General features: G+C 69.7%; 14 protein-coding genes and 1 tRNA gene. 5 read left to right on the forward strand and 10 right to left on the reverse strand.

What is annotated here, in order from left to right:
* Window positions 1-3: 3 nt before the first annotated feature.
* On the reverse strand, window positions 4-1,182 hold the full coding sequence (locus IPP98_00635; protein MBL0177619.1) for a glycosyltransferase family 1 protein: 1,179 nt from the start codon (window positions 1,180-1,182) through the stop codon (window positions 4-6).
* A 180-nt stretch (window positions 1,183-1,362) separates the two neighbouring features.
* Between IPP98_00635 and IPP98_00640 the strand changes: the two genes are divergently transcribed.
* The 3 genes from IPP98_00640 (at window position 1,363) to IPP98_00650 (ending at window position 3,965) form a co-directional block, all read left to right on the forward strand.
* On the forward strand, window positions 1,363-2,226 hold the full coding sequence (locus IPP98_00640) for an alkaline phosphatase (protein MBL0177620.1): 864 nt from the start codon (window positions 1,363-1,365) through the stop codon (window positions 2,224-2,226).
* Entirely contained in the window at window positions 2,223-2,741 is a 519-nt protein-coding gene (locus tag IPP98_00645) for a phosphatase PAP2 family protein (protein MBL0177621.1), read from the forward strand. Before IPP98_00640 ends, IPP98_00645 begins: the two co-directional genes overlap by 4 nt.
* 75 nt (window positions 2,742-2,816) lie before the next feature.
* Window positions 2,817-3,965 (forward strand): glycosyltransferase family 1 protein, encoded by a 1,149-nt coding sequence (locus tag IPP98_00650; protein MBL0177622.1) that lies wholly within the window; start codon window positions 2,817-2,819, stop codon window positions 3,963-3,965.
* Window positions 3,966-3,975: 10 nt separating this feature from the next.
* On the opposite strand, the gene IPP98_00655 is transcribed toward IPP98_00650, so the two are convergent.
* Window positions 3,976-4,623 (reverse strand): dienelactone hydrolase family protein, encoded by a 648-nt coding sequence (locus IPP98_00655; GenBank protein MBL0177623.1) that lies wholly within the window; start codon window positions 4,621-4,623, stop codon window positions 3,976-3,978.
* Window positions 4,624-4,750: 127 nt separating this feature from the next.
* On the opposite strand from IPP98_00655, the gene IPP98_00660 reads away from it, so the two are divergent.
* Window positions 4,751-4,824: transfer RNA gene (locus tag IPP98_00660), tRNA-Pro, on the forward strand.
* Between the two features lie 63 nt (window positions 4,825-4,887).
* Here IPP98_00660 and IPP98_00665 read toward each other — a convergent pair.
* From IPP98_00665 to IPP98_00685, 5 genes are all read right to left on the reverse strand, one after another.
* Complete coding sequence (locus IPP98_00665) at window positions 4,888-6,933, reverse strand: SEL1-like repeat protein (protein MBL0177624.1); 2,046 nt, start codon at window positions 6,931-6,933, stop codon at window positions 4,888-4,890.
* A gap of 89 nt (window positions 6,934-7,022) precedes the next feature.
* Entirely contained in the window at window positions 7,023-8,366 is a 1,344-nt protein-coding gene (locus tag IPP98_00670; GenBank protein MBL0177625.1) for a galactokinase, read from the reverse strand.
* Complete coding sequence (locus IPP98_00675; GenBank protein ID MBL0177626.1) at window positions 8,363-9,187, reverse strand: NTP transferase domain-containing protein; 825 nt, start codon at window positions 9,185-9,187, stop codon at window positions 8,363-8,365. The genes IPP98_00670 and IPP98_00675 overlap by 4 nt, the downstream gene beginning before the upstream one ends.
* Entirely contained in the window at window positions 9,184-10,959 is a 1,776-nt protein-coding gene (locus IPP98_00680; GenBank protein ID MBL0177627.1) for a Na+:solute symporter, read from the reverse strand. Before IPP98_00680 ends, IPP98_00675 begins: the two co-directional genes overlap by 4 nt.
* Window positions 10,956-12,326, reverse strand: coding sequence for a Gfo/Idh/MocA family oxidoreductase (locus IPP98_00685; GenBank protein ID MBL0177628.1), 1,371 nt, complete (start codon window positions 12,324-12,326; stop codon window positions 10,956-10,958). Before IPP98_00685 ends, IPP98_00680 begins: the two co-directional genes overlap by 4 nt.
* Before the next feature lie 118 nt (window positions 12,327-12,444).
* Between IPP98_00685 and IPP98_00690 the strand changes: the two genes are divergently transcribed.
* Window positions 12,445-13,761: an APC family permease gene (locus IPP98_00690; protein ID MBL0177629.1), complete on the forward strand. Its 1,317-nt coding sequence runs from the start codon at window positions 12,445-12,447 to the stop codon at window positions 13,759-13,761.
* Here the strand turns inward: IPP98_00690 and IPP98_00695 are convergent.
* The 3 genes from IPP98_00695 to rocF form a co-directional block, all read right to left on the reverse strand.
* Entirely contained in the window at window positions 13,758-14,351 is a 594-nt protein-coding gene (locus IPP98_00695) for a C40 family peptidase (protein MBL0177630.1), read from the reverse strand. The two genes, IPP98_00690 and IPP98_00695, sit on opposite strands and share 4 nt — an antisense overlap.
* 177 nt (window positions 14,352-14,528) lie before the next feature.
* On the reverse strand, window positions 14,529-15,179 hold the full coding sequence (locus IPP98_00700; protein MBL0177631.1) for an SIMPL domain-containing protein: 651 nt from the start codon (window positions 15,177-15,179) through the stop codon (window positions 14,529-14,531).
* Window positions 15,180-15,188: 9 nt separating this feature from the next.
* Window positions 15,189-16,094, reverse strand: coding sequence for an arginase (gene rocF / locus IPP98_00705; GenBank protein ID MBL0177632.1), 906 nt, complete (start codon window positions 16,092-16,094; stop codon window positions 15,189-15,191).
* Window positions 16,095-16,098: the final 4 nt, after the last annotated feature.

Below are 16,098 nucleotides of genomic sequence, written 5' to 3' on the forward strand. Positions count from 1 at the left end.
CGTTCAGCCCCCTCGAATCACTTCGCCGTAGCTCGCGGCCAAACGGTCCAGCTCAGCCTCCCACGAGAGGGCCTCGGCGGTCCGACGAGCACCCTGCGCCAGCCTTGTCCGCAGCGCCGGGTTGGTCGCCATCCGTTCGAGCGCTTCCGCCATGGCGGTGACATCCCCCGGCGGATAGGCCAGCCCATTCTCCTCATGGCGCAGATGGTCGGCGACCCCACCCGCCGGTGCGGCGATCACCGGGAGGCCGCTCGCCATCGCCTCCAGGATCACCAGGCCGAGCGTCTCGGTGTGCGAGGCGAAGAGAAAGGCATCGGCGCTGGCGTACAGGGCCGGCAGGGCCTTCAGTCGATCGAGGTTGCCGAGGAAGGTCACCCCGGCGGGAGCCGCGGCACGAAGGGCGGGGAGTGCGGGACCGTCGCCGGCCACGATCAGGTGCACGGGGCGGCGGCCCGCGAGGCTGCTGCTCGCGAGGCGGTATGCGTCCAGAATCCTCTCGACTCCCTTTTCCGCGGCGAGTCGCCCGACGTGCAGGAACAGGAACGCATCGGGGTCGACTCCCGGAAGCCGGACTGCTGCGGGATCCCGCTGCGCTGCATTGAATTGGGTGAGGTCGACGCCGCGCCCCCAGACCTCCACCCGTGACACCCCCAAGGCCGTCAGCTCCTCCCGGGCGACCATCCCGGGCGTATAGACCCGCGCGCTGCGGCGGTGGAATCGCCCGAGATATCGTTGCACGGCCGGCCGCAAGCGTGGGACGCCATAGGCCTCGGTATACCGGGAGAAGTCCGTGTGGTAGGAGGAGACTGCCGGGAGTCCGTGTCGGACCGCCTCGCGCTGTCCGGTCCAACCGATCATGAACTCGGTCGCGGAGTGGACCAGGTCAGGCCGGAAGCGCCGAATGGTGGTTCGTACCGCCGAGCGGCAGGGGGCGGCGACGCGAATCTCGGGGTAGCCCGGCAGCGGCACGCTGCGCACGCGCACGCTCAGCGAGCGCGAGCCCTCGTGCGCCACATCCCGGAAGACGTCGGACGCTTCCGCCGGGTAGCGCGGGGAGATCACCGCGACCTCCCACCCGCGCCGATGCAGCCCCTCGACCGAGAGGGCGGTGACTACGGAGACCCCGTTGACCTGCGGGGGGTAGGTGTCGGCACAGACCAGGAGGCGCAGTGGGCGAGTCATCCCCGCAGTCTCCGTGGCCTCGCGCACGAACCGGCGACGATTGCGTCACGGCTTCGTGCCGATGTAGCTGATCGGGATTGGAGCGCGACGCGGCCGCGACCGCGTCGTGATCCGATCGTGCTGATCGACCGCCACATTCATGCGTGTCACGCACCGCGCTCGTTTCCGAGGAGGCTGGCCGTGTCCGCACCCAGTGGCATTGATCGCGTGATCCTCGTCGTCCTCGACGGATTGCGCCCCGATCTCATCACCCCCGATTGGCTGCCCTGCCTGAGCGGGCTGGCCGCGTCAGGCAGCCACACCCTCGCCGGCACGACGGTGCAACCAAGCGTCACCGCGGCTGCGCTTGCCTCGCTCTTTACCGGGGTGGAGCCGACGGTGCACGGTATCGTTGGCGAGACCACACTACGTCCGCGGCTTGGCCACCGGCTGACGCTGCTGCCACGCGCCTTGGCCACCGGTGGCGTGCCGATGGTGGGCCACATGCGCGCGTTGCCATGGGGCACGCGCACGCTCGGGACCCTGCTCGCGGCGCAGTTGGGCATGCGGACGATCTTCGGCGGACATGAGGCGGAGGGCATTCTCGACCGCGCGCTCCCGACCCTGCGAGCCGCGTCCCGCGGCGTGACCTACCTGCACTGGCCCGATGCCGATCAGGCTGGGCACGCGTGGGGATGGATGTCGCCCCACTACCGGGCCGCCGCACGCCGGCTCGATACTGCGATGGCCCGGTTGCTCGACGTCAGCGCAGTCCTCGACGACCCGCGCTCCGTGCTCATTGCGCTGGCGGACCACGGCGGCGGTGGGCAGCGACGCGATGATCACGACAGCACGCACCCCCACGACGTCACCATTCCGATCGTCATGGCCGGTGGCCAAGTGCGCGCCGGGCTGTTGCCGGCCGGCAGTTCGCCGCTCGACGTCTGCGCCACCGTGCCCTGGCTCTTTGGCATCGCCCCGCCGGGGGGCTGGAGCGGACGGCCATTGCGCGAGGCGTTCACCGTGGCTCCCCGCATCGCCGCTCCCACGGCGGTGGCCGCATGACGATTCCGTTGCGCGTGATGCAACAGCTCGATCACCATGATCGCCGCCTGCTGGACCGCTGGTCGCTCGGCGAGCACGCCGGCGACGCGCATCGCCGCGGGTGGATCGTGGTGACGCATGCGGGCGGCGCGGTCGTGACGATCGCGAGTGTGCTGATTCCCCTGCTCGTGGGGCCGTGGCCTCGCGCGATCAGTATCCGGGCAGCCCTGGCGCTCACGATCTCGCACTTGATCGTGCAGGCGCTCAAGCGGATGGTGAATCGCGAGCGGCCCGACGCGACGGCGCTGATTCGTTGCCCGGATCGCTTCTCCTTTCCCTCCGGGCATGCCACCGCGGCGCTGGCGGTCGCCCTGAGCTACGCGTTGACATGGCCCGGCCTCGCCCCGCTGCTGGTGCCGGCCGCGGTGCTGATTGGCTGGAGTCGCGTCGCGCTCGGGGTGCACTATCCCGGCGACGTGCTGATCGGGCAGCTGATCGCGCTGGCCACGGTCGCCGGTGTCGCCCTGGCGGGGTGAGGCGTGACGTGGCGTGGCGCCACTCGTGCCGCGCCCGTCACCCCAATGTGACGCGCTGCCGAGATCTTCTCTCGCATGCGCATCGCACTCTTCTCCGAAGTCTATCGACCGATGGTGAGTGGCGTCTCCCTTGTGCTGCAGCGCCTCGTCCAGGCCCTGGAGCAACGGGGCCACCAGGTCAGGGTCTACGCGCCAGACTATCCGCTCGAGCCGGGTCATCTCGACGATTCCAACATCTGTCGGACGCCGTCGCGCCGGCTCTTCCTCTATCCCGACGTGCGCTGGGGCTTTCCGGAGTGGTCGACGATCCGCGCAGACTTCGCGGCGTTCCGGCCGGATCTCGTCCATGTCGCGACGGAGTTCGCGATGGGCACGACCGGGGTGCGACTCGCACGGGAATTCGACCTGCCGGTGATCGCGTCCGCGCACACCGACTACGAGCGCTACTCCTCCCGCTACCATCTCGACTGGCTGATGCCGGCAGGGTGGCAATACTTGCGCTGGTTCTACGGGCACGCGACGCGAGTGCTCTGCCCCTCGCGACCCTACGAGCGCCACCTGCACGTGCGCGGTGTCCGTCACACGGCGCTGTGGAGTCGTGGCGTCGACCGCGCGCAATTCACGCCCGCGCATCGCGACGCCTCGGTGCGTGCGGAGTTCGGTGTCGCGCTGAATCAGCCGATGGTGCTCTACGTCGGTCGGCTCGCGGCGGAGAAGAACCTCGACCTGTTGCTCGACGCGTGGCGTCAGTTGGGGCCGCGCGACGACGACCCGCGCCTCGTCCTGATCGGCGCCGGTCCACTTGAGGCGGAGTTGCGAGCCGCCACGCCGCCCGGGGTGGTGATGGCCGGCGTGCGCACCGGCAACGCGCTCGGGGCGTGCTACGCCTCGGCCGACCTCTTCGCCTTCCCGTCGAGCACCGAGACGTTCGGCAATGTCCTGCTCGAGGCGATGTCCTCCGGCGTGGCGTCGCTCGCGGTCAGTGCGGGAGGCGTCACCGATTTCGCCGAGCATGCCGTCAATGCCTGGATGGTCGAGCCGGATTCCGCCAGCGCGCTGACCGAGGGACTGCGACGGCTCCTTGATGATGGCGGCCTGAGGCGACGCCTGGCGGCGGGCGGTGAAGCGACGGCGGTCAGTCGCGACTGGAAGTCCATCTTCACCGGGGTGGTGCAGGAGTACGAGCGGGCGCGGGCGCTCGCTCGGCTGGAGTCTGCGGCCTGACGCTGGGCAGTTACCCCAGCGACGCCAACCACGCCTTCATGTCGGCAACCTCGGCCGACCCGATGGTGTGTCCCATCCCCTCATACGAGTGCGCGGTCAGCCGCGCATCCGCCATCCGCAACGCGTGCTGGCCGGCCGCACCATGCTCGTGCGGAATCGCCGCGTCGGCGGTGCCGTGGCCCCAGAAGATCGGCGTCGTGCCGACCGTCTCGGGGGTCGCCGCGACCGTGGGATGGTTGGCAAGGAAGCCGCTGCAGACCATCACGCCGCGCACGCTCCCGGGATGCCGCAGGAGCTGCCCCAGCGCCGTCGTGCCGCCCTGGGAGAAGCCGCCGAGGATGATGCCCCCCGGCAGCCCGTCGAAGCGGGCAGGGAGCGTCTCCAGAAACGCCGTGAGCGACTGCTGGCCCCACTCGAACGACTCCGGGTCCGGTGTCGTGCCGGCGATGTAGCGGTACCAGGCGTAGCCGGTGCCGTAGCCCCAGGGGGCCGCGGGGAAGGGGGCCCGAACCGAGACGATGGTGGCGTGCGGGTGCAGCATGCGACCGAGCGGAAAGAGATCGCGCTCGTCACTCCCGCGGCCGTGCATCAGCACCAGCGCGGGCGCCTCGGGGTCGCCTTCGAGGGTCAGGGCGTGCAGGGGGACGATGCTCGACATGGGAGGCCTCGGTCTGGGGTGGGCCGAAGATAGGTCGGTGCGCGGAATCGGCCAACGCACCGCCTTTCGCCTCGCCCCGGGGGCGACTAGCTTTGCCCCCGTTCCTCGCGGGCAACCGAGGGGAGTCCGGGACGTAGCGCAGTCCGGTAGCGCACTACCTTGGGGTGGTAGGGGTCGCGGGTTCAAATCCCGCCGTCCCGATGTCATGACGCCCCGCCGATCTCACGATCGGCGGGGCCTCGTCATTGCCGGACCCTGGTATCCTCACCCGCCGCGCTTGGCGAGTTCCTTGGTGGCTTCGGTGTGGTTGCGGGAGGCCGCCTTGCGGAGCCATTCCATCCCCGCCGCCTCGTTCTTCGGCGTTCCCTTCCCCCGGAAGTAGGCCTGCGCCGCCTGCCAGGCCGCCTCAGCCGATCCCTTGTCGCCCGCCTTCTTGTACCAGTCGAGCGCCTCGGCTTCGTTCTTGGTCACCCCACGGCCCTTGGCGAGGAACTCGGCGAGCTTCTCCTGACTGGCCACGTCGCCCTGTTCCGCCGCGCGACGATACCAGAGCGCCGACTCCGCCTCGTCCTTCTTGATGCCGCCGCCGTTCTCGAGCCGGAAGGCCAGGGTCTGCTGGGCGCGGAGGAGCCCGCCCGCGGCCGCCTCGCGCAGGAGCGCGATCGCCTCCCCCTGGTTCGCCTTCGCCCCGCGACCGGCCTCCAGCAGGCGGGCGAGCGCCATCTTGGCCTCGAGGTCGCCACCGGAGCTCGCCTTCCGGTACCACTCGACCGCCTTGGCGGGATCGGCGGTCACCCCGCTCCCGCGGTCGTAGAGTGAGCCGAGGATCCGCTGGGCCACCGCCGAACCGGCGGCCGCCTCGGTGGCGCAGGCGTTCGCCGCGCCGAGCCAGTCGCCGTTGGCGGCGGCTCGGCTGCAGCTCGGGCCGGTGGGGGCCTTGGTCGGGGCGGGCGCGGCGGTGACTACGGGAGGTGCGGCGGGAGTCGCTCCCTTGACGCCCGGCTTGGTCACCGGCGGCGTCTTCGGGGCGGCGGTTCCCCCGGCAGGCGCGGAGGTCGGCGGGGCGGCCGGTGGTGTGGTCGCGGCGCCCAGGGCCGCCCCAGACGCCGTCGGCTCCGGGGTGCCGACGGCGGAGGGCACCAGGGTCTCGTCGGTAGTCGTCTGGGCGGGACTGCCCTGAGAGAAGTACCAGCCCACCATCGCCAGAACCGCGACCACCCCCATCAGGATCGACGTCCGCCGTGACGACGCGGCCTTGCCGGGGGCGATCCCCGGTCCGGGCTTCGGTGCCAGGGTGAGGCTGCTGTCGCCCTCGAGCATGGCGGCGAATTCGCGCATCGACGGGAAGCGCTCGTTCGGCTCCTTCGCCATGGCGCGCTGAATCGCGACGTTGATCGGGCCGGGGAGGTCGGGCATCCGCTCGCCGAGCGGCTTCGGCTCACCCACCAGCTGCTGATAGAGCACGGCACGCGTCGACTCGCCGTCGAACGGCAGCGTGCCGCTGAGCATCCGGTAGCCGACGACCGCCAGCGAATACTGATCGCTGCGCGCGTCGATCGACTTGTCGCCGCAGGCCTGCTCGGGACTCATGTACTGCGGCGTGCCGATGATGATGCCCGTGCTGGTGAGCCCTTCGCTCGGATCGCCATCGTCTCCGGCGCCGCCACCGACGACCTTCGCGATGCCGAAGTCCATGAGGAGGACCCGCTTCTCGGGCCCTTCGAGCATCACGTTTTCGGGCTTGATGTCGCGGTGGACAATGCCGGCGTCATGCGCGGCGGCCAGCCCGGAGCAGGCTTCGCGGAGGATCCGCTGCACCTCCTTCACCGGCATCGCGCCTTCGCGCTCCATCACCGTGCGCAGATTCTCGCCGACAATCAACGGCATGATGAGGTAGGCGAGCCCTTCGGCTTCGCCGACATCGTAGACCGGCACGATGTGCGGATGGCGCAGGTTGGCGATCGTCTCCGCTTCGCGGCGGAAGCGCATCACCAGGTCGGGCGAGAGGCCCAGGTCCGGGCGCAGCACCTTCACGGCGAGATCGCGCTTGAGTCGCAGGTCGCGCACGCGGAAGACCTCGGCGAAGCCACCGGCACCGATGCGATCCTGCAGCTCGTACCCAGGGCCGAGGGCGCGCCGCAACTTCTTGCGCAGCTCCGTCGGCCCGACGCCCGAGACGCCCACGGCCACGCGCTCGCCGGTCTCCTTCATCATCCCGACCGGCGTCTCGGTGCCGCACACATAGCAATACGCCGCCATCCCCGGAAGCGGGGTCTGGCAGGTAGGGCAGGCGCGGGTGGGCTGGCTCATGGCGACTCAGGCGAGGAGGAGGCTACCCAGCAAGATATGGCGGTTCCCGAGTCGCTCAAAGGGATGGTGCGGTGGCGCCGCCGGAGGGGTCAGTCCGGGAGCTCCCCGGCGGAAGCCCCGGGGCGCGACGCAAAGAAGGTCGCTCGTCCCGCGCGGGCCGGAAAGGCGAGCAGGTAATGCTCCTTCCACGCGGCGAGGAATGCGGTGCTCTCGGCCTCCCGCACCAGTGCCCAGACGCTGCCGCCAAAGCCCGCGCCGAAGGCGGAAGCGGCGGCAGCCCCGAGTCGTCGTGCACTGCGCACCAATTGCACCGTCTCGGGGACCTGATTGGCCAGTACCGTTTCGGCGAGTTCCTGCGAGCGGTCCACGGCGCTGCCGATCGACTCGGGGTCGCCCTGCTGCAGCCGCTGCGTCACCGAGGGAATGATCGTCTCGCACTCCTCGGCGAACTGACCAAGCCGCGCGACGAGATCATCCCCCTCGGCCGGGTGCTCCATGCGCACCGCCTGCGCGAGCGTCTCCCGTGCCTCGGGACCTGCCGCGAGGGCGGCCAGCAGCGAGTCCGGTGTCGTTCCGCTGATGCGACGCCAGGTCGCGAGCAGCAGCGTCAGCTGTCGGGCAAGACCGTTGTAGTGCTCCTGCACGGCGCCACCCTTCGCGGCGTGCACGCCGGAGACGCCGATCGCGAAGGTCCACCCCGCCGGCAATGCGACCTGTGCCTCGGGGGCGACGGGGAGGAAGCGATACTGGGCCAGGGCGCCGGGTGCGCAGCGGAGGATCGCCGTGTGGTCTTCGCTCCCGCCGTGCGTGCCCACGCCACGATCCGCCCCAAACGGCCCGAACACCTTGCCATTCTCCATGGCCCCGAGGTAACCGGCGAGCGCATCCTGATCCGGAATCGCGTCGCCCCAGCCCGGCTGCTGTTCCATGCGGTTGAAGGCCGCGAGCGGGAGAAAAGTGGCGATCACCAAGGCGCTCGACGACGACAATCCTGACGCCGAGGGCAGCGACGAGATCAGCACCGCGTCCATCCCGGTGTGCGCCCCGGGGAAATCGCGGGCGAGGCGGCGGATCACCGAGATCGGATAGTCGGACCATGCACCCGGCCGCGGCGGTACGTCGGCACGCAGCGGGAGGCGCAGCGTGGTGTGGCGCGAGGCATCGATCAGGCGCACGATGCCGTCACGACGGGGGGAGGCGAGGATATGGAAGCCTCGCTCGACGGCGGCGAGCAACGATCGGCCGCCACCGTAGTCGGTATGCTTGCCGAGGACCTCGATCCGTCCGGGGATCCACCACGCGCGGGCACGCGTCGGATCGCCGACCCGCCGTGCATACGCGGTGGCGACGACGGCGAACTGGCGCGCCGCATGCTCGGCGGCCTCGCCGGTGAGGCCGAGCGCCTCGATGCGACGCGGCCAGTCCTGCATCACGGCGCGCACTGCGCGGTGGCAAGCGCGGCCGCCACGGCGGCGATGTCGTCCTGCCGCGAGAGATCGAGCACGCCGGCGCGCATGGTGACCGCCTGCAATCGCGTTCCGCGTCCGATCGCCAGCGTCACCGCCGTGGGCAGCTCGAGCTCGCCACGCGGCGACGGCGTCACGTCGTGACACGCCGCAAAGAGCGACTGGTCGAGTCGAAAGAGATTCATGCTCACCCACGGCGTCGGCCCGGCGGCCGCGAGCGTGGCCGGGTCCGGCTTCTCGATGATGGCGGCCACGCTGCCGTCCTCGCGAAGGGTGAGGATCGCGAACGACGCGATCCGCCCTGCCTCGATGTTCCCCTGGCGCACCAGGGCCTCGGGGTCGAAGGCCACGAGGCCCGGCCCGCCAAGGCGCACCAGCGCCTGAATGGCGGCGACCGGATAGAGGTTGTCGGCGTTGAGCACCAGCACGTCCCGACCAGCAGCCCACGACTCGGCGGCGAGCACCGCGTCGGCCGTGCCCCGGGGCTCGGCCTGGATGGCCCAGGCCAATCGCACCCGGGTCGGGGGATGCGCCGTGTAGTGGGCGCGGATGGCGGCGTGGTCCGGTGCGACGACGAGACAGACGTCGGTGATGCCGCCATCGGCAAGCGACGAGAGGACGTGGTCGAGGAACGGTCGACCGGCGTCATCGGGGATCATCCCCTTGAGGCCGGCCGCCGCGGCAGCGGCCTGCCGGGGATCGAGCGCCACCCCCTCGGCAGGGCGGCGCATGCGGCTGCCGAGTCCGCGCGCGAGAACGACGGCGGCGGTCGCGGCCGCGACGGTCATGACTCCACCGGACTCGCGCTCCACATCTTCGGCACGATCCGGAGCAGCACCCCGGCGCTGATCACGAAGACGGTGATCCAGAAGGCGGCGGTGCGGGTGTGGCCATAGATCAGCGAGCCGGTGCCGAAGAGCGCGCCATAGACCATGAAGCAGCCGAACATCCAGGCAAGAAAGGCCTGCGGCAGGGAATCGGGCGACGCCGGCAGCCCGGTCTCCGCCCGGATGGACTCCCAGCCCGGACCGGCCGGGCGCACCTTCCGATAGAACGCGAGCAGCACGTTCCGGTCGGTCGGCGCCGTGACGATCGCCGTGGTGACCCAGACTGCGGTGGTGACGGCGATGGTGAGCAACAGCGAGATGTGCGCCGGAATCTGCATCCCCATCTTGTTCGCGATGAAGAAGCCGAGGGCGACGACGAACGAGGAGATCATCGCGGTGATCTCGCACCAGGCGTTGATGCGCCACCAGAACCAGCGCAGCAGGTAGATCAGACCGGTGCCGGCACCGATCGACAGCAGCAACTGGAACGACTCGGCCGCCGTGTCGAGCGCGTAGGTGAGCAGTCCGGCGACGATCATCAGGGCCGCCGTGATCCAGCGGCCGACGCCGACGTAGTGCGCCTCGGTGGCGTCGGTCTTCACGAAGCGGCGGTAGAAGTCGTGCACCAGGTACGACGAACCCCAGTTCAGGTGCGTCACCAGTGTCGACACGTAGGCGGCCAGCATCCCGGCGATCATCAGGCCGAGGAATCCGTGCGGCAGGAACTTGAGCATCGCCGGATAGGCGAGGTCATGGCCGATCAGCCGCGGGTCGACATTCGGAAAGGCGACCTGGATCGATTCGAGGGTCGGGAAGACCAGAATTGACGCGAGCGCGACGATGATCCAGGGCCACGAGCGCAAGGCGTAATGCGCCACGTTGAACAGCAGGGTGCCGCCGAGGGCGTCGCGCTCGGACTTCGCCGCGAGCATCCGCTGGGCGATGTACGACCCGCCGCCCGGTTCAGCCCCCGGATACCAGACCGACCACCATTGGAGCGTGAGCGGAATCACGAACAATGTCAGCGTCAGCGGCCAGTTGCTGAAGTCCGGCACCAGCGAGAGCGTCGACTCGGGCAACTTGGCCACCAGCCCGGCCATGCCGCCGACCTCCGGCTGCTTGAGCGCGAAGTACATCGCCGAGAAGGCGCCGGTCATCGCGATGCCGAACTGGATGAAGTCGACGACGAGGACGCCCCAGAGCCCCGAGCTCGCCGCGAAGGCGACGTTGAGGACGCCGCAGATCACCAGCGTCTGCCACATCGGCCAGCCGAGGACGATCGAGGCGATCTTCGCGGCGGCGAGGTTGACCGACGCCATGATGAAGCAGTTGAAGAAGAGGCCGAGATAGACCGCCCGGAAGCCGCGCACGAGCGTCGCGGCGCGACCGCTGTAGCGCAGCTCGTAGAACTCGAGGTCGGTGAGGACGCCGCTTCGCCGCCAGAGCCGCGCGAAGAAGAAGACCGTCGCCATCCCGGTGAGCAGGAAGGCCCACCACTGCCAGTTGCTGGCGACGCCGCCGGTCCGCACGAAGTTGGTGACGAGGTTCGGCGTGTCGGTGCTGAAGGTGGTGGCCACCATCGAGACACCGATCAGCCACCACGGCGCCGACTGCCCCGACGTGAAGAATTCCGCGGTGCTCGAGCCGGCGCGCTTCGCCAGCAGGATGGGCGGGATCGCGCAGATGACGATGGAGGCGAGCACGATCCCCCAGTCGAGCAGGGTCGGATTCACGCGCCCGTCCGTGGCCGCTGCCAGGCGCCGTTGGAGAAGTCGGGGAACTTCATCGGTGCGCTGCCCTTGGCGAGTGACGCCTCCGAGAGCGGCCACGGTGCGCTCCACGCCGCCGCATCATAGACGTCGAAGTCGGGCGGCAGGCCCTCGCGCATGCACTCGACCAGTCGGAACGCCATGATGTAGTCCATGCCGCCGTGGCCGCCCTTCTGCCGCGCGATGGCACCGACGCGCTGCCAGAGCGGGTGCGTGTGCTCCGCCTTGAAGCCGTCGACCGGCTTGAAGGATTCCCCGCCCGGCTGCCCGTCGAGGTAGATGCGGCCCGGGTAGTCCTTGAAGACACCCTTGGTGCCGCGGACGGAGTTGAGGCGGTCGTACGGCGTCGGGAGCGTGACGCAGTGCTGGAGCAGGATGGTCTTGCCGCGCATCGTCTTGATCAGCGACGAGTTGATGTCGCCCGCCGTGTACTTCTCCTGCCACTTCGGCGAGTCCTTCGGCACCTTCGCCTCGCGCCACTGCGAGAGCCCGCGCTCGGGCGTCGACATCGAGACGAGGTAGTCGAAGCGATCGCCCTTGTGGATGTCGAGATACCACGACACCGGGCCGAGGCCGTGCGTCGGATAGAAGTTGCCGTCGCGATTGGTGTGCGGCTTCCGGCGCCACAGCCCTTCATCGCGATCCTCGAAGAGGATGCCGCGCAGGTCGTGGATGTAGGCGGCCTCGGCGTAGAGGATCTCGCCGAAGAGTCCCTTCTTCACCATCGTGTCGACCAGCATCTCGTTGAAGTCGTAGCAGCAGTTCTCCATCATCAGGCAGTGCTTCCGCGTCTGCTCCGAGGTGCGGACCAGTTCCCAGCACTCGGCGAGCGACGTCGCGGCCGGCACTTCGGTGGCGGCGTGCTTGCCGGCCTTCATTGCCGCGAGGCAGACCGGCGTGTGCCAGGGCCATGGCGTGGCCGTGTACACGATGTCGATGTCGTCGCGCTTCACCAGTTCCTCGAACGCACGCTCGCCGTTGCTGTACGTCGCGGGGGCGGGCTGGCCGGCGTCGGTGACGCGCTTGGCGGCGCGTGCCACCTTCGCGGGGACGATGTCGCAGAGCGCGGTGATCTGCACGCCATCGACGGCCAGCAGTTCGCCGAGGACCGAGCTGCCGCGAAGCCCGGTACCGACGATCGCCACCCGCACCTTGGCATGGCGAGCGAACGGCACGCCCATCATCGTCGCCGCCGCGGGCGTCGTCTGGGGGGGTGGCGTCGGGGTCGCGTGGCTCTCGGTGCTGGAAACGGCGATCGCGGCGCTGGCGGCGCCAGCAGCCTTGAGCAGGTCGCGCCGGGAGAGCGGCGCGTCGGCAGGTCCGTGCGGCATCTGGAAGTCTCGGCTTGGAAGGGGACGCCCCGGCGCGGTGCCCGGAGCCGCACGGATTGTAGCGGGACGCCACGCCCGGCGCGAGGTGCCCGATGTCGTCCTATCTTTGGGATACCCCATGACCACACCCCACGCGCGCGCTCCGCTCGGCTTCGCCGCCGCCCTCGCCACCGTCGTGGCCAACATCGTCGGCACCGGCGTCTTCACGACGCTCGGCTTTCAGGTGCTGGGGACCACGGATGGATTCGCGCTCCTCGCGGCCTGGGGCATCGGGGGAGTGATCGCCGTGGCCGGGGCCCTCTGCTACGGCGAGCTCTCGGCGGCGATCCGCGGGTCGGGTGGGGAGTACCGCTTTCTCGGCCGGATCTATGCCCCTGCCGTCGGGACCGTGGCCGGCTGGGTCTCGGTCGCGGTCGGCTTCGCGGCGCCGGTCGCGCTCGCCGCCATGGCGCTGGGTCGGTATGCCGGTCCGCTGCTCGAGATCCCGGCGGGTTCCCTGGCCGTCGCCGCCATCGTCGCCGCCACCGGCGTGCACCTCCTCGCGCCGGCGGTTGGCGGCAAGGTGCAGGTGGTGGTCACCACCGTGAAGGTGCTGCTCATCCTCGCCTTCGTGGCGATGGGATTGACCGCGTCCGGCACGGCACTGAGCGTGGCGCCGACGGCAGCCTCCATGGGGCAGATGACCAGCGGCGCCTTCGCGATCTCGCTGATCTTCGTCTCGTACGCCTACACCGGCTTCAACGCGGCGGCGTACTTCCAGGGCGAGGTCGTGAATGCCGAACGCAACGTGCCGCGCGCGCTGGTGCTCGGCACGCTGCTGGTCACGGCGCTCTACATGGGATTGAACTGGGTCTTCCTGCGCACCACCCCGATCACCGAGCTCGCGGGGCAGGTCGAGATCGGGGCCATTGCCGCCGGGCACATCTTCGGCGACGCGGGGGGTCGGTTGATGAGTGGGGTCATCGCCCTGCTTCTCATCTCCACCATTTCGGCGATGACGCTCGCCGGCCCCCGCGTGATCGAGGCGATGGCGGAGGACAATCCGCCGCTCCGGCCGTTGGCACAGCGCACGGCAACGGGCAGTCCGAGCCGCGCGGTGTTGTTGCAGGGCGGCCTCGCGTTGCTCTTCGTGCTGACCGATTCGTTCGAGGGGATCCTCACCTACGCCTCCTTCACCCTGAATCTCTTCATGGTGCTGGCGGTGGTCGGCGTGATCCTGCTCCGCAAGCGGGAGCCGACGCTGCCGCGCCCGTATCGGGTCTGGGGCTATCCGTGGACGCCACTCTTCTTCGCGGCGTTCTCGAGCTGGTCGTTGCTGGTGGTCGTGCGCGATCGCCCGATGGAGGCGGTGGGCGGCGTGGTGACGTTGGGAGTGGCGGCGCTGCTGACGTGGCTCGTGGCGGCGGTGCCGGCCGACGAGTCGGGGGCGGCTTAGCTGCCGCTGGTGCGGCTGACGAGCAGGGAATCGAAGAGCGTGATCGGCGGCGCATCGTCGGCACCGCCAAAGATGCGCCGGGCGCCCTTCCACCAGGTCTTGGCCCTGGTCCCCGTCGGCAGGGCGGCTTCGACGACGCCCGTCCGGCGATTCGCCGCATGGACATACTTCCCGTCGCCGACGTAGATGCCGATATGGCTGACGGTCTTGCCCTTGCCGAAGTAGAGCAGGTCGCCCGGCCGGAGTTGGGTCGGGTCCTTCGGCACTTCGATGCCGGCCTTGGCCTGCTCGCGCGAGGTGCGCGGCAGATCCAGATTGAACGCGGCCATCACCCACTGCACCAGCCCGCTGCAGTCGAACGCCTTCCCCGGCGCCTTCGCGCCGAGCTTGTAGCGGGTGCCGATCTGCGCCTTCGCCAGTGTCACCAATGAATCCGAGGGTGCATCCTTCGCGAACATCTTGGAGATGGTCGTGAACGGCTTCTCGTCGCGCGAGAACCCTGCGGACTGCGCACTCGCCGACACCGGACTGCTCGCGGCCAGGACGGCGGCGAGCAGGGCGGGGTGCACGAGGCGGCGCAACAGGGGCACGGGGACTCTAGAGCAAAGGAGCGAGTAATGGCGACCGGTCATTCTAGTGTCGGATCACCACTTCGGCTACCCCAGCGAATGTTTCGATCTGCACCAAATGACTATTTCACCGCAAAGGTGATCCGAACCACGCCAGTCACCTCCTTGTCCCGATCGCTGGTGTCGTACATCCCGTAGTCATTCACCTCGGTGGAATTCCGCTTGGTCACCTGGAAGACCACCGACCCTGACGGCCTTCAGGCGCCCCGTCTTCGCTCCCACAGCCCCCAGGATCTCATCGGCGCGGGTGCGGGCGTCCTTGGTGGCCTCCGCCAGCAGCGGCCCTCGAATGTCCGGCAGCTTGGCGTAGAGGTACTCCGGCGCCTGGCCGACCACACCGACTCCCGCCCCGAGCAGCCCCGAGAGGTCGCCGGCCAGTGCCGCCACCTTGTCGACATCCGGTGAACGGAGCTCGACCTGCTGCGTGACGCGGTAGCCGAGCACACGCCCGGTCTCATTGCCGTTGATGTACTCGTTGACCACCATCGTGAACGGCGCGCGCACCGTGATGCTCGAGTCGGGGAAGCCCTGGGCCGTGAGGAACGCCCTGGTCTGCTCGGCGCCATCGCGGGCGATGCGCGCGGCATCGGCCTGCGTTCCGGCCTGACGGCCGACGTCGAGTCGCCACACCGCGAGATCTGCCCGGACCAGCCGCTTGGCCGATCCGGTGACGGTGATGTCGTCGTTGGCGCGCTTGAGCCCGCTGACCGCGCCCGCGGCGACAAGTGCCGCAAGCACGATGGAAATGCCGAGGATCAGGGCGGGGCGGGTATTCGGCTGGTCACTCATCGACGGCTCCTAGAGAATGCGCTGGCCGAAGGCACTCGCCATCAGCTCGACCGCGAGTTCCGCGGTCTGATTGTACGAGTCGAGCACGGGGTTCACCTCGACCAGGTCGAGCGAGACCACGCGACCGCTGTCCCACAACATCTCCATCGCGAGGTGCGCTTCGCGGTAGGTGACGCCGCCGCGCACCGGTGTGCCCACACCGGGCGCATCGCGCGGGTCCACAAAATCGAGATCGAGGGAGACATGCAGCCCCGTCGTCCCCTCGCTGACCTTCGCGATGGCCTCGGCGAGGATGGTGCGGAGGCCGCGCTCGTCGATGTCGCGCATCGTGTAGATCGTCACGCCGTACTCGCGCGCGTGGGTCCTCTCGGCCTGATCAAGGTCGCGCGCCCCGATGATCACCAGGTGCTCGGGACGCACCGCCGGCGCGGGCCGCGCAATCGATGCCATCCCCGGGTCGCCGTGGCCGAGCAGGTGCGCGACCGGCATGCCGTGGACGTTGCCACTGAGCGTGCTCTCGGGGGTGTTGAGGTCGGCGTGGGCGTCGAGCCAGATCACGCCGAGGCGCTCGCCCCGTTCGGCGAGCGCGGTTGCGACGCCGGCGATCGAGCCGGCGGCCAGGGAGTGGTCGCCACCGAGCACGACCGGAATGCGACCACCCCGCACGATGTCGGCGGTGCGGGTGGCGATGTCGGCGCAGATGCCGGTGATGGTGGGGAGGAATCCGATGCCGCGTCCCACACCGAGCGTCTCGCGCGTGGGAATCGGGACGTCGCCCGTGTCGACCACATCGTGGCCGAGGCGTTCAAGGCGCTGGGCAAGCTGGGCGAGGCGGACGGCGGAGGGGCCCATCTCGACCCCGCGCCGTGAGGCGCCGAGGTCGAGGGGCACACCGAGCAGGGCGAGGGAGGCCATGCCC

The sequence above is a fragment of the Gemmatimonadota bacterium genome (genome assembly GCA_016720805.1).
In the GTDB taxonomy this organism is placed as follows: domain Bacteria; phylum Gemmatimonadota; class Gemmatimonadetes; order Gemmatimonadales; family GWC2-71-9; genus Palsa-1233.